This is a genomic window from Streptomyces sp. NBC_00075, assembly GCF_045041225.1.
In the GTDB taxonomy this organism is placed as follows: Bacteria; Actinomycetota; Actinomycetes; order Streptomycetales; family Streptomycetaceae; genus Streptomyces; species Streptomyces adonidis.
This window is the reverse complement of sequence record NZ_CP108243.1, coordinates 4,767,055-4,790,429: the sequence shown is the minus strand read 5'-3', so window position 1 is coordinate 4,790,429 and position 23,375 is coordinate 4,767,055. Positions and strand designations below refer to the sequence as shown.

Annotated in this window: 19 protein-coding genes and 1 pseudogene; 11 read left to right on the top strand and 9 right to left on the bottom strand. The window is 66.6% G+C overall.

All coding sequences use genetic code 11. The annotated features are described in order from the left end of the window. The first annotated feature begins 102 nt into the window (after positions 1 to 102). Entirely contained in the window at positions 103 to 1,383 is a 1,281-nt protein-coding gene (locus OG787_RS20750) for a hypothetical protein (protein ID WP_369034402.1), read from the top strand. 93 nt (positions 1,384 to 1,476) lie between these two features. Here the strand turns inward: OG787_RS20750 and OG787_RS20745 are convergent, their stop codons facing one another. Continuing rightward, complete coding sequence (locus OG787_RS20745; protein ID WP_369034401.1) at positions 1,477 to 2,460, bottom strand: ATP-binding protein; 984 nt, start codon at positions 2,458 to 2,460, stop codon at positions 1,477 to 1,479. A gap of 101 nt (positions 2,461 to 2,561) precedes the next feature. Here OG787_RS20745 and OG787_RS20740 point away from each other — a divergent pair, with 101 nt between their 5' ends. Then, positions 2,562 to 3,386, top strand: a complete 825-nt coding sequence (locus OG787_RS20740; RefSeq protein WP_369034400.1) for an oxidoreductase — start codon at positions 2,562 to 2,564, stop codon at positions 3,384 to 3,386. A 407-nt stretch (positions 3,387 to 3,793) separates the two neighbouring features. Here OG787_RS20740 and OG787_RS20735 read toward each other — a convergent pair whose 3' ends face one another. Continuing rightward, on the bottom strand, positions 3,794 to 4,627 hold the full coding sequence (locus OG787_RS20735; RefSeq protein ID WP_369034399.1) for an HAD family hydrolase: 834 nt from the start codon (positions 4,625 to 4,627) through the stop codon (positions 3,794 to 3,796). Positions 4,628 to 5,180: 553 nt separating this feature from the next. Here OG787_RS20735 and ssd point away from each other — a divergent pair. The 5 genes and pseudogenes from ssd to OG787_RS20710 form a co-directional block, all read left to right on the top strand. Next, a pseudogene (gene ssd / locus OG787_RS20730) lies at positions 5,181 to 5,732 on the top strand (septum site-determining protein Ssd); the annotation flags it as partial. Positions 5,733 to 5,908: 176 nt separating this feature from the next. Continuing rightward, positions 5,909 to 7,036, top strand: coding sequence for a tyrosine-type recombinase/integrase (locus tag OG787_RS20725; protein ID WP_405540537.1), 1,128 nt, complete (start codon positions 5,909 to 5,911; stop codon positions 7,034 to 7,036). Then, the gene (locus tag OG787_RS20720; RefSeq protein WP_405535994.1) at positions 7,033 to 7,377 is read left to right on the top strand and encodes a helix-turn-helix domain-containing protein; all 345 of its coding nucleotides are present in this window, start codon (positions 7,033 to 7,035) and stop codon (positions 7,375 to 7,377) included. The genes OG787_RS20725 and OG787_RS20720 overlap by 4 nt, the downstream gene beginning before the upstream one ends. Positions 7,378 to 7,479: 102 nt before the next feature. Next, entirely contained in the window at positions 7,480 to 9,720 is a 2,241-nt protein-coding gene (locus OG787_RS20715; RefSeq protein ID WP_405535993.1) for a hypothetical protein, read from the top strand. Positions 9,721 to 9,826: 106 nt separating this feature from the next. Beyond that, positions 9,827 to 11,203 (top strand): IS1380 family transposase, encoded by a 1,377-nt coding sequence (locus OG787_RS20710; protein WP_405534056.1) that lies wholly within the window; start codon positions 9,827 to 9,829, stop codon positions 11,201 to 11,203. 266 nt (positions 11,204 to 11,469) lie between these two features. Here OG787_RS20710 and OG787_RS20705 read toward each other — a convergent pair whose 3' ends face one another. Continuing rightward, positions 11,470 to 12,606 (bottom strand): helix-turn-helix domain-containing protein, encoded by a 1,137-nt coding sequence (locus tag OG787_RS20705; protein ID WP_405535992.1) that lies wholly within the window; start codon positions 12,604 to 12,606, stop codon positions 11,470 to 11,472. Further along, the gene (locus OG787_RS20700) at positions 12,599 to 13,216 is read right to left on the bottom strand and encodes a hypothetical protein (protein ID WP_405535991.1); all 618 of its coding nucleotides are present in this window, start codon (positions 13,214 to 13,216) and stop codon (positions 12,599 to 12,601) included. Before OG787_RS20700 ends, OG787_RS20705 begins: the two co-directional genes overlap by 8 nt. 353 nt (positions 13,217 to 13,569) lie before the next feature. On the opposite strand from OG787_RS20700, the gene OG787_RS20695 reads away from it, so the two are divergent. Beyond that, on the top strand, positions 13,570 to 14,196 hold the full coding sequence (locus OG787_RS20695; RefSeq protein WP_405535990.1) for a hypothetical protein: 627 nt from the start codon (positions 13,570 to 13,572) through the stop codon (positions 14,194 to 14,196). Positions 14,197 to 14,295: 99 nt separating this feature from the next. Here OG787_RS20695 and OG787_RS20690 read toward each other — a convergent pair whose 3' ends face one another. From OG787_RS20690 to OG787_RS20680, 3 genes are all read right to left on the bottom strand, one after another. Further along, complete coding sequence (locus tag OG787_RS20690) at positions 14,296 to 14,622, bottom strand: hypothetical protein (RefSeq protein ID WP_405535989.1); 327 nt, start codon at positions 14,620 to 14,622, stop codon at positions 14,296 to 14,298. A 947-nt stretch (positions 14,623 to 15,569) separates the two neighbouring features. After that, positions 15,570 to 15,758 (bottom strand): hypothetical protein, encoded by a 189-nt coding sequence (locus tag OG787_RS20685; RefSeq protein ID WP_405535988.1) that lies wholly within the window; start codon positions 15,756 to 15,758, stop codon positions 15,570 to 15,572. Between the two features lie 148 nt (positions 15,759 to 15,906). Continuing rightward, complete coding sequence (locus OG787_RS20680; RefSeq protein WP_405535987.1) at positions 15,907 to 16,506, bottom strand: RNA polymerase sigma factor; 600 nt, start codon at positions 16,504 to 16,506, stop codon at positions 15,907 to 15,909. Between the two features lie 112 nt (positions 16,507 to 16,618). Between OG787_RS20680 and OG787_RS20675 the strand changes: the two genes are divergently transcribed. The 3 genes from OG787_RS20675 (at position 16,619) to OG787_RS20665 (ending at position 18,833) form a co-directional block, all read left to right on the top strand. Then, on the top strand, positions 16,619 to 17,218 hold the full coding sequence (locus OG787_RS20675; RefSeq protein WP_405535986.1) for a hypothetical protein: 600 nt from the start codon (positions 16,619 to 16,621) through the stop codon (positions 17,216 to 17,218). A 166-nt stretch (positions 17,219 to 17,384) separates the two neighbouring features. Continuing rightward, on the top strand, positions 17,385 to 17,654 hold the full coding sequence (locus tag OG787_RS20670; RefSeq protein WP_405535985.1) for a hypothetical protein: 270 nt from the start codon (positions 17,385 to 17,387) through the stop codon (positions 17,652 to 17,654). 252 nt (positions 17,655 to 17,906) lie between these two features. Continuing rightward, a complete protein-coding gene (locus OG787_RS20665) occupies positions 17,907 to 18,833 on the top strand; it encodes a hypothetical protein (RefSeq protein ID WP_405535984.1) in 927 nt (308 codons plus the stop codon). Between the two features lie 186 nt (positions 18,834 to 19,019). On the opposite strand, the gene OG787_RS20660 is transcribed toward OG787_RS20665, so the two are convergent. After that, on the bottom strand, positions 19,020 to 21,539 hold the full coding sequence (locus OG787_RS20660; RefSeq protein WP_405535983.1) for a DEAD/DEAH box helicase: 2,520 nt from the start codon (positions 21,537 to 21,539) through the stop codon (positions 19,020 to 19,022). A 251-nt stretch (positions 21,540 to 21,790) separates the two neighbouring features. Beyond that, complete coding sequence (locus OG787_RS20655; protein ID WP_405535982.1) at positions 21,791 to 23,005, bottom strand: PIN domain-containing protein; 1,215 nt, start codon at positions 23,003 to 23,005, stop codon at positions 21,791 to 21,793. Positions 23,006 to 23,375 lie beyond the last annotated feature (370 nt).

Sequence of the window (23,375 nt, the reverse complement as noted above, 5' to 3'; positions counted from 1 at the left end):
CTTTTGATCGGCTTGTCGTACTAATTCCTTCTCGGTCCCGTGCGATCTTGACGGCGCCGCGCCCGAAAGCGCCGGCCCGAGCGAAGGAAGAGGTGGGCGGACATGGCCGTCACCAAGAGGATCGCCGCGAGCGTCGTGGCCGTCGCGGCCTGTGCCGCGTCACTCGGCGGCTGCGGGGCGGGAGGCACCGGCTCCGGTACGAAGGGAGGCGCACCCGGGGCGAAGAAGGCGGCGCCGGCCCCGGCACCCAGGAGCGCGGTCCGGCTGATCGGCGACGGCTCCACCGCGTACACCGGAGCCCAGCCCTACCAGCCCAGACCCGAGCGCCTCAAGCCCGGCCAGAAGCCGCCGCAGTTCGTCGTCCTCTCCTGGGACGGCGCGGGTGAGGACGGCCAGCGGCTCTTCTCCCGCTTCCGCAAGGTGGCCAAGGCCAACAAGGCGACGATGACGTACTTCCTGAGCGGTGTGTACCTGCTCCCGGAGGACAAGCGGGACCTGTACCGGCCGCCCCAGCACTCGCCGGGCCGCTCCGACATCGGCTTCAACGACGAGCAGGGCATCGCCGACACCGTGAAGCAGCTGCGGCTCGCCTGGCTGGAGGGCAGCGAGGTCGGCACCCACTTCAACGGGCACTTCTGCGGCGCGGGGGGCGGTGTCGGCGAGTGGTCGGTGGAGGACTGGAAGGACGAGATCGCCCAGGCGAAACGTTTCGTTAAGTCCTGGAAGACCACCACGGGCATGAAGAAGGCGTCCCCGCTGCCCTTCGACTACGAGCGGGAACTCGTCGGCGCCCGCACCCCCTGCCTGGAAGGGCAGAAGAACTTCATGAGCGCCGCCCGCGAACTGGGCTTCCGCTATGACACGAGCGGCGTGAACGACCAGGTCTGGCCCGAGAAGAAGAAGGGCCTGTGGGACCTGTCCATGCAACTCGTCCCGATGCCCGGCCGCGGCTTCGAGACGCTGACCATGGACTACAACTTCTACATGAACCAGTCCGGGGCGCGGACGGGGGACAAGGTCCGGCACGAGTACTGGGGCGACCAGTTCCGGGACGGGCTCCTCAAGGGGTTCGAGCGTGCGCATGAGGGCAACCGGGCGCCGCTGATCATCGGCAACCACTTCGAGTCCTGGAACGGTGGGGTGTACATGCGCGCCGTGGAGGAGGTCATCGAGCGGGTGTGTACGAAGGCCGATGTGCGGTGTGTTTCCTTCCGGCAGCTTGCGGACTGGTTGGATGCGCAGGATCCGGAGGTGTTGGGGCGGTTGCGGACGCTTCAGGTTGGCGAGGCGCCGAAGCGGGGGTGGGCGGCCTTCTTGGCTGACCGCCCGGCCTTGGCGCCGGCGCCGAAGGGGGTTCCCGGGGCCCCGGCGGCCAAGCGGTAGGGGTTCATCGGGGCGCGGTTCTTCGGCTGCGGGCCGGTGGGGGCTGGTCGCGCAGTTCCCCGCGCCCCTTTCGGGGCGCTGCGCGCACCCGAATCAGACAGTGGTCGTCGTCAGTTGCTCGGTGAGGACGAAACCCGGGTCGACCTGGGCCGCCAGGTCGACTCCTGTTCTTGCGTTGGCCCAGGAGTGGGCGTTTTTCAGGTGGAAGTGGACCATCTGGTGGGTGTAGCGCTCCCAGTCGCGGAGGTCGTAGGTGGCGTCGACGGCCGTTCGCAAGCGGCGCAGGGAACGGCGGTTGGTGTCCTCCAGGAGTTCGAACCGGGTGGAGCGGCCCTTCTCCATGGCGCGCACCCAGTCCGAGTGGCCGACCGTCTCCAGGAGGTCGTCCCCGACCTCGGCACGGAGGAAGTCGAGGTCGTCCTGGCCCTGCACCTTGTTGCCGACGACCTTCAGGACGACCCCGAAGTCCTGGGCGTACTCCTTGTACTGGCGATAGACGGAGACTCCCTTCCGGGTCGGTTCGGCGACGAGGAACGTGATGTCGAAGCGGGTGAACAGGCCGGACGCGAAGGAGTCCGAGCCCGCGGTCATGTCGACGACGACATACTCGCTCGGGCCGTCGACGAGATGGTTCAGGCACAGCTCCACCGCGCCCGTCTTGGAGTGGTAGCAGGCCACTCCGAGATCGGCTTCGGTGAACGGGCCGGTGACCATCAAACGGACGGCGCCGCCGTCGAGTTCCACCGGCCGCGCACAGGCGTCGTACACCGGATTGGTCTCCTGGACCCGCAGCAGCCGCGAACCCTCGCCGGGCGGGGTCGTCTTGATCATCGCGTCGGCGCAGGCGATGCGCGGGTTAGTGCCGCGGAGGTACTCCTTGATCAGCTCCATCCGCTCGCCCATCGGGGGCATCGCGGCGGCTTCGGTGTCATGGAGGCCGAGTGCGGCGCCCAGATGCTGGTTGATGTCGGCGTCGATGGCGAGGACCGGCGCCCCGGAGGCCGCGAGGTGGCGGACGAACAGCGAGGACAGCGTGGTCTTGCCGCTGCCGCCTTTCCCGACGAAAGCAATTTTCATGTTCACTAAAGGTAGTGGGGCGACCGCCGAGGGTGTCCAGGGGGCGTGAGGAAGTCCACTCCTTCGTGGGTCGGCTCCCTGGATTGCGTAGGGTCGTACTCATGAGTACGACAGGCGCGACCGCCGATCCGCTCGCAGCCCTGGGATCGCTGCCCGGGGTGGCCGACTCCGTGGAGGCCGTCCGCAAGTCCGTGGACCGGGTCTACGGGCATCGCATCATGCGGCGGCGCAGCAACGAGATCACCGGCGAGGCGGCCCTGCGCGGCGCACGCGGTTCCGCGTCCCTCTCCGGTGCCGACTGGGCCCTCGAAGAGGTGCGTCGGCGCACCGACTTCAGCGGTGACGACGAGGCCCGGGTCGTCGGCGCGGCCCTCCGGCTGACCGCGGAGGCCGGCCAACTCCTGTCCATCTGGCGCCAGTCGCCGCTGCGCGTACTGGCCCGGCTGCATCTGGTCGCCGCCGCGGGCGCGGGCGACGAGGTGGGGCGCCCGCGCCAGGACGGCGAGCCGGTCGACGAGCCGCTGGTCGAACTGCCGCTGCCGAGCGCCGCCGAGGTGTCCGGGCGGCTGGAGGGACTCGCGGAGCTGATCATCGCGGGCGGTTCCGCGCCCGCCCTGGTCACGGCGGCCGTCGTACACGGTGAACTCCTCGCGCTGCGCCCCTTCGGCTCCCACAACGGCCTTGTCGCGCGCGCGGCGGAGCGGATCGTCCTGGTCGGCAGCGGCCTCGACCCGAAGTCCGTGTGCCCGGCCGAGGTCGGCCACGCCGAACCGGGCCGCGCGGCCTATCTGGCGGCGTTCGAAGGCTACGTCTCCGGCACCCCGGAGGGCATGGCGGCGTGGATCGCGCACTGTGGCCGGGCGGTTGTACTCGGGGCGCGTGAATCGACCGCCGTGTGCGAGGCGTTGCAGCGCGGGGCGGCGTAAGGAAGCGGGGCACGAGAGAAGCGAAAAGGCCCTCCATTGGAGGGCCTTCAAAGGGATGCGGCGGCACGAGGATTCGTACCGCCGCTGGCATGTCCACCCGGTTACCAAGCGTCCTCGAAATATTGCCCATCAGGTCGGGAACTTGGCCCGTCACCTGGTGCGGCTGGCCCGTAATCGACGGGTCGACGTCGCGTGGGTGCCCAGTGTTCATGCTCGGTCCGTGGGGCCAATTGCGTTATTAAGGTGATCCTTTCGGATGTCCTTGGTCTCGCGGGCCGTTAAGTCCTTTCTACTCCTGGACCGGAGTAAGCGGAAGCCCTGGCTGTACTTCTTTACTTTTATGATCAAACGGGCATGATTCGGGCGCCGGTGTGCCGGATGGCCCCGGACGGGGCCGGAGGGGCGGGTCAGGCGACCGTCGGACGACGCCTGCTCGCGTACCAGACGAGGCCCGCCGTGGCCGCCGCCGCGCCTATCGCGGCAGCGGCGACCAGGGCCGGACGCGGCGGTACGGAGAGCGCGGGCAGGCGCTGCTTCAGCCGGACCGGGCGGTGGAAGTCCAGGATCGGCCAGCCGCGGGCGACCGCCTCCCGGCGCAGCGCGCGGTCCGGGTTCACGGCGTGCGGATGGCCGACGGACGCCAGCATGGGGATGTCGGTGACGCTGTCGCTGTACGCGTAGCAGCGCGCGAGGTCGTATCCCTCGGACGCGGCCAGCTCCTTGATCGCCTCGGCCTTGGTGGGTCCGTACGCGTAGTACTCCACCTCGCCCGTGAAGCAGCCGTCGTCGCCGACGACCATGCGCGTGGCCACCACTCGGTCCGCGCCGAGCAGTTCGCCGATCGGCTCGACGACCTCCGCGCCCGACGTGGACACGATCACCACGTCACGGCCGGCGGTGTGGTGCTCTTCGATGAGGGAGGCCGCCTCGTCGTAGATGATCGGGTCGATCAGGTCGTGCAGCGTCTCGGCGACGATCTCCTTGACCTGCTGGACGTTCCAGCCTCGGCACAGCGCGGACAGGTACTCGCGCATGCGCTCCATCTGGTCATGGTCGGCGCCGCCCGCCAGGAAGACGAACTGGGCATAGGCGGTACGCAAGACGGCCCGGCGGTTGATCAGACCGCCCTGGTAGAACGACTTGCTGAACGTGAGCGTGCTCGACTTCGCAATGACCGTCTTGTCCAGGTCGAAGAAGGCGGCTGTGCGGGGCAAGGAGTGGTTTTCCACGAGCCCGAGCATAGGCGCCCACCATTCGGCGTAAGGTGTGGCGCGTGGGTTTGCCTGAGAGGGCTGTCGGGTACACCATGGAAGTCACGGATCGTTCGCGACCGTGCTAACCCGGTCCGGCTCCTCCCCCCCCGAGTCGAACCGTGGGGACGACCCCCGCTCTCCCCCCCGGCGGGGGTCGTCGCATGTCCGGGTGGGTTTTAGTTCTTCCTTCATCCTCCCTTCGCGGCCGTGGCGCCGTACGAGGCGGCTTCGGTCGCCTCTTTCGTATGCCCGCGATCCGTCACTGTGCGTAGTCGTTGTGCTGCTCTGGGGAAAGTCGTACAGCAGTCACCTGTTTGGGTGAGGGAGATATCCACAACCACCGTGTTGTCCACAGATATCGACCAAGATCCACACGATTTCCAGCTTCGCCCCATCGTGATTCCAGCGCGTCCCGCTCGCGGCGAGTTCATGGCCGGTTCGGTTTGTCGAACGCGCTTGGCCGGTTTCCGCCGGCCGTTCATATGGAGGCCGCTCGCCGGTTCTCCGCATGTCCGGGAACTAGCGAAGGGGGCCGGAAACCATGGCAGGAGCCATCACGCACGACAACGATCAGCCCGCGGCCGAGGGACGGCAGAGCGGACCGCTGATCGTCACCGAGGACGCCGGTCTGCTCGACGACCTGCTGCGCCTGTGCGCGGCGGCAGGCGCCACACCCGAAGTGCACCACGGGGTGCCCGAACGGGGCGGTGGCTGGGAAACGGCACCCCTTGTCCTGGTCGGCGACGACGCCGTACGCCGGGTGCGTGGGGCCGCGCGCAGGCGAGGGGTGGTGCTGGTCGGGCGGGACCAGGACGACTCCGGGGTCTGGCGGCGGGCCGTCGAGATCGGCGCCGACCACGTCCTGATGCTGCCCGACGGCGAGCAGTGGCTCGTCGACCGGATCGCCGACGTCGCCGAGGGCGTCGGCAGGCCCGCGCTCACCGTCGGCGTCATCGGCGGCCGGGGCGGGGCCGGAGCGTCCACGCTGGCCTGCGCGCTCGCCGTCACCTCCGCGCGCGAGGGACTGCGGACCCTCCTCGTGGACGCGGATCCTATTGGAGTACGCGCAGGTTCCCCCGAGGGGCTCGGAGGGTGCGAAGCGGCATCTCAGCAGGTCACCAGGCTCTGATCTCGTGATCTGAGATTCTACAGGATTTCAGGAGTTCTCCTGAGAATCCGCGTGTGACTCTAGTAATCTCCCGAGACGTGGTGGATTCCGAAAGTCGCGTGCTCACTCTCGTACGCCCCGCTCCAGACCCGTCCGCGGGGGTGGACGCCGCCGCGGTGTCGGTCGACAGCGGGCTGGCGGACGTGGTCACGCTCCAGCGCCGGCGGCAGGCGAGGGTGTCCCAGCAGGACGAAGAGAGCTTCTTCATCGACACGCTCTCCGAGTACCAGTGGGCCCGGGACTCCGCCGGACTCGCGACCTCGACGCTGGATTCCCTGATCAAGCCCGTGATCGAGGTCTGCGACTACTACGGCACGGTGCCCTGGAAGCTCACGCCGAGGCAGGTCGACAAGTACTTCGCCGGGCCGGGCAAGCGGGCGCACTCGACGCTGCGGCAGAAGATCAACCGGATCGACGGGTACTTCGCGTTCCTCGAACAGCGGTACGCGGGCGAGATCATGCGCCGCTTCGGCGCGAACGTGGACTCCCCGATCGACCCGTTCAACCGCCCGAAGCACCGCGGCGACTTCGGCCTGCGCATCCCGCCGTCGCAGACGGCGCTGAAGGAGTTCTTCGCCCGCTGGCGCGATGACCTGGAGAACCACCGGAAGTACCTGGTGGCCTGCCGCGACTACGTGATGACGAAGATCGCCTACCTGTCCGGGGTCCGGGCGGCCGAGCTCTGTGGCGTCTGCATCGGAGACGTCCACTGGGAACACGGGCAGTGGGGCCGCTTCCTGGTGCACGGCAAGGCCGCCCGCGGCTCCGGCCCGCGGCAGCGGGAGGCATACCTCTTCCAGGAGGGCCGCGATCTTCTCTGGTGGTACATCGAGGAGATACGCGGTGAGTTCGGCGACGACGCCGACCACCCGCGGGCCCCGCTCTGGCCATCGGAGCGCAAGCCGAAGGCGGTCGCCGCGCTGAACCTGCCGATCGCCCCGGCGATCGTGCCCTCGACGTTCCGCAAGCACCTGCACGACGCGTCGGCCGCCTACCTGACCGGCCCGGTCACCGATCTGTTCCCCCACCTCCTGCGTCACGCCTGCGCGACCCACAACTACGAGCGCGGGATGAGCCTTTGGGAAGTTCAGAAGGTTCTCGGTCACGACTGGGCGACCACGACACTTCGGTACATGGCGACCGCCCATGCCGATCCCGAACATGCGAATCTTGCCGCCAGCACCGAGGCGGCTCAGCGACTGGTGATGGACAAGGGGAACCTGCGGTGAAGTGGAATCTGCGGATGGTGGCCGCACAGCGCGATCTGTGGAGGCCGACCGAAGTACTGGCCGCGTTCAAGGAGGTCGGGTTCAACCCCTCGCTCAGCAAGGTCGCGGCGATGTGGGGCGGCACACCGATCTCCGTCCGCCTCGACGACCTGGACAAGATCTGCGCGGCCCTGCACTGCACGCCCGGCGACCTGTTGCAGGCCGAGCCCCTGGACGCGGCCCAGGCGCCACCGGAGCACGGGCAGAAGGCCGTCGGCGCCGAGGAGACACGGCCCGGACCGGTGCGGCCCACCCCGCGCAGCGGCCGACGGAGCGGTCCGCGGTCGCTCCCGCCGAACTGATCCTCCATGGCGTGGATACCGCGCGGCTCCCGGCAGTGCCAGGCGTGCCTGGGCTGGGGCCAGATGAATTCCCGGCAGTTCTGCTGGGGCTGCCATCACTGGGTGAAGAAGTACCTTGAGCTGGGCGTTTGCAGCCGTTGCCGTCACGAGGAACACCTGGGACCTGATGGGATCTGCCGTCCGTGTCTCCAGGCGGTCCGGCTCGACGACGATGTTGAGTGGGTCGTGGCGCCCGAGGCCGCCGCACCGCGCGACCGCCAGCTCCTGCTGGTCTTCCGGCGGTTCGCGGTGACCAACGCGCTGCCGTTGAGGAAGTCGACCAAGGGCGGCAGGCGCGAGCTGGCCCGGTGGAAGCAGAAGTGGGACGCCCAGGACGCCGCCGACCGCGACGACCCGGCGGTGCTGCCGCCGGCCGTCCGCGGCCAGCAGGCCCTGTTCGCGATGAAGCGGGCGGAGATGTCGATCGACACTGTCCGCAGCATCCTCGCCCGGCCCCTGCACGGCTACGAGGAGGCCGTCGCCGAGACGGCCGCGTTCGCCGGCGAGTACAGCCTGAGTGATGCGTGGGTCCGCCAGGTCGCGGAGATGATCCGGCTGGCTCTGGCCATCCGGGACGCAGAGGGGCACGACCTGGTGCCCGAGGAAGTACTCGATGAGCTGCCGCGCTACTGGACGCCGGTCGGGAAAATCCTGACGCGGGCCGGGATGCTCCGGGCCCGCCAGGCGCCGGCACCGCCGCGGCGGAGGCGGCCCCCGAAATCCGGTTACGTCCCGACCCCGCCCCCGCCGCTGCCGCCGTCCCCGCGATCGTGCCGGGACTGCGACGCGTGGATGACCGGCGTCCACAAGCGACGCTGCCATGCCTGCCAGACCTGGCACGGCGAGCACAAGAACCGGCCCCTGGGCCGCTGCGAACGCTGCCGCCGTGAGGACCTGCCGCTGAAGGGCGGCCACTGCCGCGGCTGCTGCCTCCACGTGAACGTCAACGGGCTGGCCGTCGCGGAGGAGCCGTTCACCCAGCTGTGGTTCGCGGACCCGTTCTCGGTCGGTCTGCGGGTCCTGCGCGGCCAGCTTGGCTACGAGCTGTCGAGCCTGCATCCCGGACGTGACCGGCAGGTCGCCGAACGGCGGGCCGCCCGCACTCCGCTCGTCCCGCATCCGGCCTTCCCAGGCCAGGAGCCGCTGTTCACGATGCGCAGGGACTGGACGCCGCTGCTGGACATCAACCGGCGCTTCGAGAAGCTCCCCGAACTGACCGAGCCCGCACAGCAGTTGGCCGACGAGTTCGTGTCCATGATGCGTGATCAGCAGTGGGACCTGGACCAGCGGGTCGCTCACCTGCGGCCCTTGGTCATCCTGCTGTCTTGGCTCGGCGCCGATGCCCCCATCCGGGAGGCCGACGTGGTCGAACTCTCCCGCCAGGACGTGAACCTGTCCGCCAGGCGCGTCTGCCAGTTCCTCAAGGCCCGCGGCATGCTTGTCGAAGATCCCGCGCTCCACCGGGACCGGGATTACGAGTGGATCGAGCATGCCCTGGCCGGGCTGCCGGAGCAGATCGCCACGGAAGTGCGCGCCTGGGTCACCGTCCTGCGCGGGCAGGGCCGGCGCGAGCACGAGCCCCGCAGCTACTACAACATCCGCAGCTACTTCACGGCCTTCAAGGCGACGCTGGAGAGCTGGATAGCCGACGGCGTCACCAGCCTGCGGGAGATCTCCAACGACGACGTCAAGAAGGCTGTTGGCGCCCGCCAGGGCAACCCGGCCCGCTCTCTCCACGTTGCGCTCCGCAGTCTGTTCCGGGCACTGAAGCAGGAACAGTTGATCTTCCGGAACCCCACCCGGGGCGTGATCGTCGGCGGCGTCCAGACCCTTCCGCCAGCCCTCCCCTCCGACGTCCTCGCCGGGCTGCTCGACCGCTCGAACAGCACCGCCGGGAGACTCGCCCTGGCCCTGGTCGCCGTCCATGCCCTGACCGGTCACGAAATCCGGCACCTGCTGACGGCCGACCTCGACCTCGCCAAGGGGCACCTCGCCGTCCGGCGCGGCCTGCGACGCCACACCATCCACCTCGAAGAGTTCACCCAGGGCATCGCCATGGAGTGGCTCACCGAGCGGCACCGCCGATGGCCCGGCTCCACCAACCCCTACCTGCTGGTCAGCCAGCAGAGCGCGATGCACGCCGAGCACCCGCCGGTCACCACCACCATGCTCAAGCGGACCTTCAGCGAGCTGAACGCCTCGCTGTCACAGCTCCGGCAGGACCGCATCCTCCACGAAGCACGCAAGTCCGCTGACCCTCTCCGCCTCATGCGGCTGTTCGGCATTAGCCTCGCGCTTTCATGAAGCGGGCTGTCCGATAGGCGGTCAGGCAAGCAGAAAGTGCCTCTGACCAGCAAGAATGAGGATTGTCTAGGTCCTTGTTCCCGCTGAAACCAAAGGCACTTTCCAGGTGAAGAAGCCTATCGGGTCCTACCCCCGTGTCCGTATCCGGGAGGACGGCCGGGCCGTGGTCTCGCAGGCCGGTTCGGTCCTGCTGATCGAAACTGTCCGCAAGACCGGTCTTGACCAGGCCTTATCCGCAGCCCTGACCTTGTGGCGGAAGCCGCGGGCCGTCCACGACCCCGGCAAGATACTCGTGGACCTCGCACTGGCGGTCGCGCTGGGCGGGGACTGCCTCGCCGATATCACCCTGCTGCGGTCCGAGCCTGCCGTGTTCGGGCCGGTCGCCTCCGACCCTACGGTCTCCCGGCTGATCGACACCCTTGCCGCCTCGGGCGAGAAGGCGCTGACCGCCATCCGCGCCGCACGTTCCGAAGTCCGCCGACGCGTCTGGGAGTTGGCCGGCAACCGGGCTCCGGACACCGGCGGACAGGTGACCGTGGACCTGGACGGGGTCCTGGTCGTCGCGCACTCGGACAAGCAGGACGCGGCCCCGACCTGGAAGAAGTCCTACGGTCATCACCCGCTCATGGGGTTCGTCGACCACGGTCCGGGAGGGACCGGTGAACCCGTCGCCGCCCTGCTGAGACCCGGGAACGCGGGCTCGAACACGGCCGTCGACCACATCGCAGCCGCCCGCCTGGCCCTCGCTCAACTGCCCAAAAAGTACCGGCAAGGACGGCGGACGCTGATCCGCTGTGATTCTGCGGGCGGCACCCATGAGTTCGTGGCCTGGCTCGCCCAGCGCGGGCGTTGGCTGTCCTACTCGGTCGGCATGGTGATCACCGAGGCCATCCACCAGCACGTTCTTCAGATCCCCGCATCGGCCTGGACGCCCGCGGTCGAGCCGGACGGCGAGGTTCGTGACGGGGCCTGGGTCGCCGAACTCACCGGAGACCTGCTCGACGGCTGGCCGCAGGGCATTCGGTTGCTCGTCCGCAAGGAACGTCCCCACCCCGGAGCCCAGTTGCGGATCACGGATGCGGACGGCATGCGTCTCACGTGCTTCGCCACCAACACCGCCGACCGGCCGATCGCCGAACTCGAGCTCCGTCACCGGTTGCGGGCTCGCGCGGAGGACCGGATCCGAGCCGCCCGGGCCACCGGGCTCCGCAACCTTCCCCTGCACGACACCGCGCAGAATCAGGTCTGGCTGGAGACCGTCCAGATGGCGCTCGATCTGCTGGCCTGGATGCCCATGCTCGCCCTGACCGGCCAGGCGAGACTTTGGGAACCGCGTCGCTTGCGGTTCCGCCTGTTCTCCGCGGCCGGCCAGCTCGTCATCACCGGCCGGCGCCGCCTCCTCCGCCTTGCCCGCCACTGGCCCTGGACCCGCGAGATCACAGACGCCCTCGAACGGCTCGCACTCTTGCCGAACCCCGGCTGACCAGCAGCTTTCCCACCCCTACGAGCAGCATCACCCTCACCCGGAACAGTGGAAACCGGCGTCCACCCGAGACGACACCCGGGCCCCCGGCCTGCCCGGTCTCGGCCATCGACAACGAAATGGGCCGCCGACTTCGTCGACGGCCCATCAAGAAAGATCGAGGTTAGCGACACCACTGCCATGCGCTACATCTCAGCCGCCCACCCCGAACGCACTGCAAAGCTGCCCAGGTGATCGTGGGTACCGACAGAACTCGGGCGAGCCCTTTATGCGCGTTGCAGGTTCGTGCGCCGGTCGCGCAAGCTGACCACTTCTGCGCTCGACGCGTCCTCGGAGCGCCTGGAGACCTCGGGTGCTAGCGACCGCATGAGAACGGGGTGCAGCCCGAGTTCTTCCGCGGTATGACGCAGAGACGGTGAAGCACCGAACCGGCGTGTCATCAACATGCGCATAAGAGCAGGTTGTTCAGGATGCACTGTGACAGGCTCTCGGGACCTCCACTGATTAGTGGCCATCTGCCGGTAAAGACTAGATCGACGAGTGCTGTCAATGAGTCCTAGCCCAAACGCCCTTTCAATCAACGCCTGCATGGAAATTCCCCAGTTGGATTTCAAGACGGCCAGGTTCCGCAAGGTGAAATTCCCGCTAAGGGATTCACGCGCTTGATCTTCCGGGATTAGAAAAGCTCCAGCGAATCGGTGAGCTTCTGTCTCTGCTTGCTTTGTTGAAATGGTGCGCCGGGCCGGATGCAGCACAAGGTGACCCAACTCGTGGGCGACGGTGAACCGCTGACGATCCCCTGCGTCCGTGCCGAAGTAGGCGATGAGTTGCGGATCGGCTACCCCTCTCCAGCATGAAACGCCGGAATGCCCGATAGCCACATCCTCTTGTTCGCCAGCTCCGTCAACAAGCACTAGGGGGACAACGGGGATACCGGCACGTTCGCAAGTCCGAATTACGTGCTTCAGAATGCCGTCGCGGGCAACGCCAAGAGCGTCCCGGGTCTCCGCTGCCAGCGTTTCGATGCTCATGTCGTCGATCTCTCCCTCTGCCCGCGGCAGTGGGAGCCGTCGCATGCGCGTTTCCGTGATGAGGTGGGCGGCTACGCGATACGCCTCGCGTGCAGTGGCCTTGACCCGGTCGACCTCCTTGACCGATGCGCTGGCCTTCTTGCGGAAGTGCAGAGTGTCTGTCGGGAGATCGTCCGGGTCTACGAGGAAGAAGCTATACGGAGTACCCGTGGCGTTGGCGACTGCCAGCAGCGTTTCCTCGCTGGCAGTCTTGTCACCCCTTTCGATGCCGGAAATCATCGACTGCGTTACCCCGGCGATGCCCTCAAGCTCTTTCTGGGTCAAGCCCATGAGCATGCGGAGCGTGCGCAGTCGTGCGCCGGTATCAAGCACTTCCCTCTTCGCCTTCTTCTTGCTCTTCGTCGTCTTCGAACAGGAAACCCAGGTTGATCTCTTCGTCGCTGGAGACGAACTCAAGCTTGGAGAGATCCTCTGCGCTGCGCGGCAGGAGCAGGTCGTAGTCCGATGTCGATACCGCGCCAGCCCTGAAGGACTTTGTCGGGCGAACGACCCGGATGATCACCTCACCTTTTTCGTCAACGTCCCACACGGCCAGCAGTTGACTGGCTCCTACGCCGATGAGATCAGGTGTTGGATTTCGGTAGTAGTTTATACGGGCCCGATTTTTCCCTGGTGGCGGTACAGAATCGCCGAACGGCGATCGGTGGAGCAATCGGATAGACATCGCGTTTCGCGACAAATGAAGGCGACCGCTTCCCCTGCGGGAAGGCTTCCAGCCGGCAAGATCCTGCTTCAGCAGGCGAGCCAGAGCGTGGTCTCGCGTCAGATCTGTACGGCCCTTGAGGAAAGGCCGGTCCGTCATCTCGTGGCGGTCGTAGTGGTCGTTCGCGTTCTGCCGCCCTTCCTCCAGGGCCTCGTGGAGCGGTGCGGCGAGGGGAGTGATCGCCTCGGTGATGAACCGTGCATCCTCAGGTCTGAGCATGGCGGTGATTTTATTACCAAGATTCTCAGACTTGCAAGAGTGCCTTGCCGCAACGTCCCGCGGTCGGGCTGCACACCTCCCCTCACCCTGAGCTGAGTGAGGTGCCGCGTGCCACGATGGACGGCTCGAAGGGCTGCGTACCGCCTCAGCTTCGCGTGATCACACGTCAGCAGTGGCTCGAAGGGACTCTCCCTGCACGGTCGCAGTGGACTGGAAGGCCGGGCAGTGTCCCCGGAGGGGGCGACGCTGCCGGAGCTGCCTTCGAACTACTCACACCCGTATCTGCCCGGAGCCAGCGCTCGCCCGGCAGCCGATTGGCGGTACGGGGCAGCCTGCGGATACGGTCCCCGGCCATGAACGACGTGTCCTGGACGGACATCCTCAGCGCCATCACCGCGGTGTTCGCCCTGCTCATCGCGTGGACCGCGAACAAGGCGGCATGGAGCGCCAACCGGGCCGCGGAGCGGGCGAACGCCACAGCGGACGCCGTTGCCCGGGTCGAGCGGGACCGATGGCACCACGAGATGATTCCACAGTTCGACGTGACGATCACACGGCTCGGACCCGGCAGCAACCAGGCGAGCCTGATGCTGACGTTCGAGGGCCCGGCGGCGCTGGAACGCCTGGACGAGGTCGAGCTTGAGATCCGCGACGACGGATACACCCACGGCGTCGGCCACGTCACGGAGGACTACCAGCGGGAACTCGCGAACACCATCTGGGGGCCGTACCGCTTCAAGCCCGGAATCGACGGCGCTACCGGGATCGGCCGCACATCGCCCGCAGTGCCGGTGGAGCTCGGTGGATGGATCAAGCGGGCACTGGAGGAGTCCTTTCCCCCCTCATGGACCGACAGGACGTACTGGCACGAGCGGTACGGGAACGACTCGCCGGTACGACTGTGGGTACGGTGCCGACGCGACGGCTACCAGCCCTGGACGCTCACCTACAACGTGCGGGTCGTCGATCCCCAGGACTGAGGCGTAGGGAGGTCGTAACGCTGGCCGTACGGCTTCCGTTCGACGGCTGGCCCACCGGGGCCGACCACCGCCACGAGGACCGTGAACTGGCGGCCGCGTTCAGTTGCAGTCGAAGGGGACGGTCCCGCTTCCCCGGATCGTCAGGACTCCTTTCCCGATGTCACCCCCATTGCCGAAGGTGAAAGCGGCCTCCGTTCCGTCCTCCACACGCAGTGTCAGAGTGCTGGCGTCGTGCATGGCGAATGCGTCGAGTTCCCCCGAGGCGGTCAGGGTGCCGCCCCATGAGATGCCTCCGCCGCCGACCGGGCTGGGGCCTCCGAAGGAGCGCACCATTCGCGGTGGGTCGCGCCTGCACCACAGGTCAGCGTGCACCTCGTAGTCGGTTCCATCGGCGATGACGACCGCCGCGCCGACGTAGTTGCCCATGACGTCCACGGTGGCACTGCACGCCCGCGTCGGCTACCCAAGGCACGCGACCAGCCTGATGCGCACTCCGTGAATCCCGCTCGGAGTCGGGCGTTGCCGCGGGCCGGGAAAAGTACTGATCAGAGGTGAGGTTAAGGAATTCCAGGATCGCGCTGCATATAGCTGGCAACAGGTCTTACAACCAGTCCGGCCGCCGCTCCCCGTGCCGGACCGGCAAGGGCAAGGCACGATGCAATACCACATCCGACAGTCCCGTTTTCCAGCTCTTGGCCAAGGCGAGCGGCCACACCGACCTGCGATCCGAAGGCAGCTCCGGCGGGGTCGCCCCGTCCGGAAGGCCAAGATCAATATCGCCGGGACTTTCTGTACGCCAACTACTCACCATCGTCAACGCGGAGGTTCACTACCCGACCGGCGGAGGCTGCGGGCGTAGAGCTGGACCGGATTGTCGAGCGACGCAATCTCATTGCACACAGGGGTGACCGTAGCGGGAGAGGGCGAGCCGCAATCAATGTCACAGAGATTGAAGCGGATCTCGCTTATCGCCGCACTTGATCAACTCGCTAAAGGCTGAGTAAGGGCAAATCCGCTAAGAAGCGTGGGGACAGCAGGATAATTCTGCTGTCCCCACACTAGAGTCGCTCCCTTACGGGAGGCTCACCCAGATACTTCCGTTGCCTGATGCAGCGCGGCCGAAGAAGCACTGGTTCTTGTTCCGCCACAGGGATCGCTGGCGAGTGAGGGCAGACGTCGTCAGTGCTCCGAATGGAAGGACTGACAGAACGGCACCCATGCCCGAAGCGGTGACGAGCACGCAAGCCAAGAGCGGTGCAAACGCCACCGAATCCGAGCTTGCGAACGCGGGAGCTGCGCTTGCCCCTACAGCGAAGGCTGCCCCCAGCGCGGCGGATAGCAGCACCGCGCTCTTGATTCCGTTGCGCATGAGGTTATCGCCCTTGCGGAGTCAGGGACGATGCGTCCTCGTTTTCCAGGACGCGACTGAACCCGCTGATCATTGCGTTCCAGTCCGGGTCCTCGTCCGTGAAGTTGTCGGCAATCTCGTCGCTCTCGGCGAGGAAGTCGAGCATCCTCTGGTGTGGACTGCCGGGGAGGGCCTCGGTGCTCTCGTCGAACATTCTGTTCCTTTCCTTGGTCATTTTCTGATGTGCAATCATTTGGCGGTTACTTGCGCTTCCTCTCTCGCAGGGGACGGACCGTCTAGGTCCCGTAACCGGGGCGCGGAATCGGCGTACCCGTGGGCATCCCGCGCCCCGTATGCGGGATCTAGACGCCCTCCGAGGAGTCCTGCGTGATGCCGCCGGCCTTCAGGCGCGCTGCCTTCAGCTTCCGTGAGACCTGCGCCTCGCTGATCTTGAGGATGTCCGCGATCTCGACGCCCTGCTGATCCCAGACCACGCTGAGCTCCCACACCTGGAATTCGAGGTCGTCGCCGATCGCGTCCTTGACCTCACCGAGAAGGGCGACGAAGCGGGTACTGGCCGAGGTCGGGTCGGCGTCGTACGGCCGGGGCGGCCAAGTGGCGCCGAGCTCGTTGAACTCCCCGACGGGGTGCTCCTTCGATGACTTACGGCGCGAGTGGTCGATCACCAGATTGCGGGCGATTGTCATCGCATACGCGATCGGCGGCCCCGGGAACGGCTCACCGCTGGCGATCTTCCGGATCGTGCGGAGATGAGTCTCCTGGGTGTAGTCGTCTGCGAGCTGGCGGTCACGGAGAGCGCGCCTCAGGTACCGGCGGATCGGCCCATCGTGCTCCTTGACCAGCGCAGTGGCGTACGGGATCTGGTCCGGCGTGAGACGTTTGCCGCTGGGTGGATCACCCCCTTGCGCGTCGTTGTCATGGTTCTCGTTGAAGGCGGCCATCTGGGCTCCATTCGTGGTGGGGGGTACGCCCACCCCTCTCGACGCGCGGCTCGCCGGCTTCTTGCACCGGGAGCACGAGAAAGATTCGGCCGCCTGCGGAGTGATCCAGGGCATGACGACGAAGAACTCGGGTAAGTCCCGCACCAAGGCCAAGACCAGGTCCAACTCCGGCAAGAACAAGGACAAGAAGCGCGGGACCGCTGGTCCGGTTGTGAACCGAGTGGAGGACGAACACAGGACTCAGACCGCCAGCTCGCCGCAGTGCGGAGCCCGCAGTCGACTCCTGGCCAGGATCACGAGCGCGGTCACGGTCGGTGTGCAGCTCCTGCCGCACACCGAGCACCTGCACGGTGGACTGCAATTTGCCGCCGTCTTGCTGCTGGCGATCGATGTAGTGATCGATCTCGGAGTCGGCACGCTCAGCCGCATCAACCTGATGAACCAGCGGATGAAGAACACCGCGACCTCGCTTGGCCGGGATGCTGAAGGCAACGTCATCGCCGCGGTCAAGGTCGGAGCATCGGCAGGGCGGTCCGGACAACACGCGCGGATCACTGGCAGGACCGTGAGCGCTGTGCTGGTGCTCCTTGTCGCCGCGGCGGAGCAGCCGCACAAGGAACTGCTGGTCGCTGCCTTCGCTGTACTGGCAATGGACACCGTCACCGAGAGTGGCAGGACGCTCCGGAACGTCATCCGCGCACGTCTGGGATAAGGGCTTCGCGAATCATCGAGAGTGTCGAGGGGGAGTCCGGCGTCTGCCGGACTCCCCCTCGACAATCACCACTACGGTTTTCGTCATTCGGGTTGCCTATAGGCAACCGCTGGCCGTCCCGTCATTCAGCAGGGGCGGCCGGCGCTGGAGGAGCATAATGCTGGGCATGACCGATCCCGTGCCACATGAAGTCAGCGTGTGTTTCTCGCCGGCCGAGGGGGCGGCTCTAGCTGAGCACGCGAACGAACTTGGCATCAGCCTTGAGGAATACATCCAGAGATCTGCCGCCAGTCGCGCGCTCAAGCGGCTGGAGGAACGTCGAAATGCGGGGAACATCACCGTCGACGTCGAGGCCGCGCTCCATCAACTCTTCGGAACACCTGTGCCCGGCGCCGAACACCGGGCATGGGCCAACGAAGCCATCGGCAACACGTGATCGCCATGAGCCTCAGTCCCGCCCTCAAGTGAACCGCTGGGTTTGATGGAGCTCTCCCTCAGCTGCTGGAGGCGGTTCTCGCAGGGCTCTTGGGAATCAAGTCCGGAACGGCCACCGCATGGACCCAGCCCGGGGGCAACTGGGCTCGATGCGCCGCACAGCTCCACGGCCGACCCCACCCTCCAGGGCTGCACGGAGGACCCTGGAGAAACCCCGAGCGTGTGACGGTCCAGCGGTCATATCGTTTCGGCCATGGATGCAGAGCAGTTGAAGGGTTCATCCCGTAGATGGATGAATGCCGCACTGGCGGCTTTTGTCGAGGGCCCCGAGAGTCACGACTTCGCCGTTCACCACGCTGGAGTCGCTACGGAGCACCTGCTCAAGGCATACCTCGCCGGGATTCATCCCGCTTTGATCGTCGACGGCCGGCACTTCGACTCGTTGCTCCACGCCACGGGCCTGGGCTCCCACGCAGGCCCACTGGCCAAGGTCAAGACCATCGGTCTTGTTGACTCCTACCTGCGGACGGTCAAGCTTCTTCCCAGGAAGATCCCGATCAGCAAAGAGGATCTCGAACCCCTGGCGGACGCCCGCAACGGAGTTGCCCACAGCGCGATACATGATTCGGCACATTCTGAAGCAGTGTTCACGGCCTGTCTGCGCTTGGTTGACCCGGTTCTCGAAGAACTGAAAGTTGATCCGAACAGCTACTGGGGCCCATACCTGGTCCTGCACGACAAACTGGTTGATGAACAGGTGCGACAGGAACGCGTTGCGGCGGAAGCCCTGCTGGTCAAAGCCCGTTCATTGTTCGAGCAGCGCTTCGGCCACATGTCACCCAAAGAGCGTGACGTGGTCCTGGCGGCGATCACCAGCAAGCCGATGATCACCATGGGCCGGGAAGCCCCAGTGGAATGCCCGGCCTGCGGCTCTCAGGGGTGGATGGCTGGCGAGGTGGAGGCCATCCACCACCACAACAACGGCCAAGTCACCATCGACACGGAGGAGGTTTTCCTCAGCCCCCACAGGTTTCACTGCGCAGCATGCGACCTCGAAGTGGGCACCAAGCTTCTCGTGCACTTGAGCGGCCTGCCCCATGGCATCTTCTTGGATGCCGAACCTCATGACCACGTCGACGACGCCCCGCCAGTGGACGAAGGCACCCACGGAAGGCGTTGAGCCCCAAACTGAGGGCCTGGGCAAACGCTGGAAACAAAGCTTGCCGAGGGCGCTTCGTGCGGCTCGACGCTGGGAGCGATGGCAGTGACAGTGCAACAGGTGTGGCACTGTCACTGGAAGAACCTGCTACTTGGGCCCGCCGACCTACGGCCGACGGCCCCAAGTCATTTGATGGTTGAGATCGACTCAGACCTTGCGCGCCGGGATGGCGTAGGTATTGAAAAGTTGATCGCCATTTAGACGATTTGCCACGAGATGCGTGGAAACGCTGCCCTCGTCCCGCCAAAGGCCCAGTCCGTCGGCCAGGGCAACCGTGTACCTGGTCACGGCAGCTTTGAGGGCGTCGAGCTTGTCAGGCGTGATGACGACCATGCCCGGCTCCGGGGTGCCCAGCGAGTCGCAAATGTTGCTGGGGTGGAGCATGACCGCCAGGGGAGTGGCTTCCGGATACTCGCGGCGATCCCATCGGACGCTGCCGCCGAGCTGGTCCAGATCGTGCTTCGAGATGGTGTTGGTGGTGCAGCCCGTCTTGAGTTCTGTGACGGCATGCCGAGTCGGGCTGAGAATCCAGAGGTTGTCTGGACCTTCGCCTCCGCTCTCCTTGTCGGGGCGGCTGCTGGCGAACCCGAGATGCCGTCCCAGCTGTTGCCAGGCGGCTTCGGCCTGGTTCGTGCGCTCCTCGTCCCAGGCGACGTCCTCCAGCATGGCCTTGACCCCGAGGACGAACTGGGTTGGATTGTCGTATGTTGCGGCCAGGAACGCGGCTGCTTCTCGGGCTTGAACGGCCCCGGCCTTGGCCTTGGCGGGGGCGATGCCGGCAGCTGGTCGCAATACCGCGTGGTTGAGTCCCGTAGCGTTCACGAGCACCTGCTGAGCCTGGTGCGAGTCGGTGAAGTGAACGTATCCAGCCCGCTGCTCCAGCAGCCATCCCCGCAAGGCTGGATCATCGGTCTGGTTGATCACCTGCACGAAACGTTCAGCTGCACTGCTGGTCTGGCCGACGACGGCCAGGTCGAATGCCTTCCGACTCGCGATGGCCTCGGGGCGGATTCTCGTGTACTCGGCGTAGCGGACCGTGGCCGTGCGGCGCCGGCTCTCCTCGACCCAGGCCGGATCTCGGCTGAGGAAAAGGGAAAGAGCCTCCCGAATCGAGCTGATTCCCTCACCCTTGATCTGGAGCGCCAGCTCCTGGCTGAGCCCAAGCTGGGCCTGGGTCGCGTTGGAGAACATCGACAGGCGGTTCGGCTCCGTAGTGGCTCGGGCGAGGTTGGCTCCGAGAAGGAGAACGGCGCAGTGGTCGTCCCGATCACGCACGCCTCGGCCCATGCCCTGCTCGATCCTCTGGATCTCACGGGCTGTGACCGTCGGGCTGCCGGTCAGGGCATCCGCTTCGCGGCGGTCGGCGCCGCTCATCGGAGTGGGGACGCCATCGAGGATCAGGAGGCGACAGGCGTCGCCGGGCAGGTCGACCCCGTCGTACTTGTTGATCAAGACCACGAGACGGCCGCGTGTGGACTTGAGGGATTCCACTCCGGCTGCAAGGTCATTGACTCTGAGCACGGCGTCCGCGAACGGCTTCCACGGCTCTGCGGCCGGCCCGCTGGGCACGATGACGACGACGTTGATCGGCTGTGCGTCGGGGGCACCGTCACCGTTCCGGTCGCCGTTGGCGAATTGCCGGGCAAGCAGTCTGATCGCCCCGGCGTCGAGGTTGCGGTTGAGTGCCAGCGGAGAAAGGATCAGCCGGTCGCCGAGGTCCGCGGCGCTTCCTGGAGTGACGGGTTTGACCAGGAGTTCCGGGTCGGCATCGAGCGAGGTCACGAGCACGCTGTCGTCTGCGAGAGTGGCAGTGAGGTAGACGCGGCGGCGGGCCTTCGCGAAGGACGGGATCATGTGGATGGGCGGGCACGGCGGACGGATCTCGAAGCCTTGACTGGTCGCGGTCGCAGCGCACAGTGGAAGGACGTCCGCGATCAGGGGCCATGTGAACCGGAACTTGTCGTTGCTTTCCCGGTGCGGGTGCAGCAGCTCCATGACGTCCTGGGCCCGGTCCGCCCATGCCCAGAACGGGACACGGATGGCCGCCGTGTACTCCGCTGTGCTGATGTCTGCCCATGCCTTCGCGGACTGTCGGCGCAAGTCGCCCTCGAACATGTCCAGGAGCGGCTGATAGGCGGCGTGTCCGCGGGCGATGTTGAGCGTGAACTGAGCCTCTGTGGCCGCCAGCGCGGCGTGGGCGTCGTCAACGATCACGACGCCCAGATCCATGGGCGGGTGTGATCCGCCGATCACTCCGAAGCGGGACAGGCCGTTGACGAGGGTGTGGAAAGTGGTGATCAGGATTGCCCGCTCGGCGCGGAACTCCATGTCGTCCGGGTCGCTGGCCGTCGCCAGTCCCAGCCGGTGGGCCTCGGCTCGTGCCTGGGATGCCAGGTAGTTGTCGGGCGTGAGATAGACGGCCTTGCCGATGCCCTCGTTCAAGGTGCTCTGCGCGATCAGCAGGCCGACGACCGTCTTGCCGCCTCCCGTGTTCTGCTTGATCACGACGTCATGGTTGTCTCTGATGTCGAACCATGATTCGAATACCTCGCCCTGTTCCTGGCGGAGGTATGGGAAGGGGCGGTTCGGCAGTCCGTTGAAGATGTCGCGCGGGCGGATGAGGGGTGCACGATCGCCCTTGCCCAGCCTGCTCAGATCCAGAGGCATGTCCTTCGAGTCCCCTCTCCCGCCGGCCGCGGACGCTGCCGGTCTCGCGTTGCCATCATGCCGCCGTCGGTCACCTCGGTACCCGACGAGTGACGCTGCTAGCGCCAGCCGGTCTGGTGGGGGCCGGCTGGCGCTTCAGCGCCAAGTGTGAGTGACGCGTTTCGCCGACGGTCGAACGCTGACCCTCTGACGGCGTATCAATTCCAGCGTGTGTTCACCCGCTTCCGCCCCCGGAGCTGACAGGTTCGCGCCTACTCGTCCTCTTCCTTGTCTGCCAGCACGGCCTTGATCCGCCGCTCCAGGGCGCTCTGTCGAGCCTGCTTCACCAGCGCCCCTTCGTATGCCCGAGGGAGTCCGCGCGGCGCAAGCTTCTTGAGCGCTGGGGCGAGCATCTGGATGACGTCGGCCAGCGGGGCGAGTGAGATGACTCCTTGGTTGAGCCCGAGGGACATGAACTCCTCGGTGGGGAGCTGGAGGGGCAGGTCGTAGCGGAGGATCGTCAAGCGGGGGTTGGCGGCGTCCGGCGTGAACAGGACGGATGTGGTCCAGGACGAGCCTGCGGAGCCGGCACTGAACTCGCCGTCGCCGAAGTAGGCGATGCCGGAGATACACCACCGAACGACGGCCGTGTACCACTCGTGCTCGCCGATCCGGTACGCCCGGAGCTTGTCCACGGAGCGGAGCGACGCCCTGGCCGAGACCCAGCCCGCGGCGGGCATGACGGCCGTCTCCTGCCCGACCTCGCGGCCAAGAGTCGTGCACGGGAAGGTCTCGCTCAAGGCACCGAGGTGCTTCTCTGCCGCCGCCCCCATGCTCATGAGGACCGTTCGCGAGCCGAGGATCTCGGCCGCGAGAGCCTCGTCCGTCTCCGTGCGCTTCGTGAATCGTTCGATCACCTCGTCGAGCTTCGTGAAGTGAATGAACCGGTCGCCGAGGTCAGCGACATCCTGGTCCATCGGCGGGGGATACCCGTTGCCCTTCCCGAAGTCCGTGGTGTTGCTGCTGACGAAACAGACAGTCTCTTCGCGGTGCTCGCGGGCGTACTCGATCGCCGAGAGCCAGATGACGGCGTCCCTCGTCCCGGTCTTGTTCCTGCCCTGCTTCTTGCAGGGCGGGAGAGCGTTCGCCTCGCGGAAAAAGGCCGCTTGCATGGCTGTTGGGCTCGGCGGAAGGGTCTCTACGAGAGTCCCGAACGCCGCAGTCCAGTGTTTCCGGACGCGTTCGACGTCGGGCTCCTCGACCTGAAAGCTCGGTTTCCATGGCGTGTGGCGTGCGTAGTTGGCCAGCGCCGCGGCTGCCGCGTCGTGGCCTTCCTGGTGGCTGAGGACCCGCTGTGCGAGGAGTTCCTGCGCCACCATCCAAGGAATGGCGACGCGTTCGCCGACGGCGCGCAGCGCCCGCAGAAGGTCGGCGCTGCTGTCGTCCAGGCTGAGACCCCGGACGATGCAGGCATCGAGAATGATCACGCTCTGAACCTCTGTCTGATCCGAGATCTAGATCACAGGGTCTCAGGTGTTGCCCTCTCGACGCACCGGACTTATGCGCGGTCGCGTGTCGGCGTCAGCTCTCCTCGTCGACGAGGGCGGCCGGGACGAACAAGATGTCGACGACCTCGAACTCCAGGCCGGGGCCATAGATCAGGTTTTCTATGCGCCTGGTGAGGGCGCCCTCGAACTCGTCGCCGACGGCGGCTCGGTGCTGCTGCGCACCGACGACGTCGGCCTCCTCGTGAAGGTCGCCGCAGCCGGCCCCGGCAGCGGTACCCGCAACATCGCGACCGGTATAGCCCTACGGCCTGGTCAAGGCCGGCTAGAAGCCCGAAGGCTCCGAGACACG

Coding starts and splice junctions, on each gene's coding strand:
- OG787_RS20735 (WP_369034399.1), bottom strand. CDS start 4,627: ATGCTCGGGCTCGTGGAAAACCACTCCTTGCCCCGCACAGCCGCCTTC.
- OG787_RS20700 (WP_405535991.1), bottom strand. CDS start 13,216: ATGCTCAGACCTGAGGATGCACGGTTCATCACCGAGGCGATCACTCCC.
- OG787_RS20660 (WP_405535983.1), bottom strand. CDS start 21,539: ATGCCTCTGGATCTGAGCAGGCTGGGCAAGGGCGATCGTGCACCCCTC.
- OG787_RS20685 (WP_405535988.1), bottom strand. CDS start 15,758: ATGTTCGACGAGAGCACCGAGGCCCTCCCCGGCAGTCCACACCAGAGG.
- OG787_RS20745 (WP_369034401.1), bottom strand. CDS start 2,460: ATGAAAATTGCTTTCGTCGGGAAAGGCGGCAGCGGCAAGACCACGCTG.
- OG787_RS20665 (WP_405535984.1), top strand. CDS start 17,907: ATGGATGCAGAGCAGTTGAAGGGTTCATCCCGTAGATGGATGAATGCC.
- OG787_RS20750 (WP_369034402.1), top strand. CDS start 103: ATGGCCGTCACCAAGAGGATCGCCGCGAGCGTCGTGGCCGTCGCGGCC.
- OG787_RS20670 (WP_405535985.1), top strand. CDS start 17,385: ATGACCGATCCCGTGCCACATGAAGTCAGCGTGTGTTTCTCGCCGGCC.
- OG787_RS20675 (WP_405535986.1), top strand. CDS start 16,619: ATGACGACGAAGAACTCGGGTAAGTCCCGCACCAAGGCCAAGACCAGG.
- OG787_RS20695 (WP_405535990.1), top strand. CDS start 13,570: ATGAACGACGTGTCCTGGACGGACATCCTCAGCGCCATCACCGCGGTG.
- OG787_RS20680 (WP_405535987.1), bottom strand. CDS start 16,506: ATGGCCGCCTTCAACGAGAACCATGACAACGACGCGCAAGGGGGTGAT.
- OG787_RS20690 (WP_405535989.1), bottom strand. CDS start 14,622: ATGGGCAACTACGTCGGCGCGGCGGTCGTCATCGCCGATGGAACCGAC.
- OG787_RS20740 (WP_369034400.1), top strand. CDS start 2,562: ATGAGTACGACAGGCGCGACCGCCGATCCGCTCGCAGCCCTGGGATCG.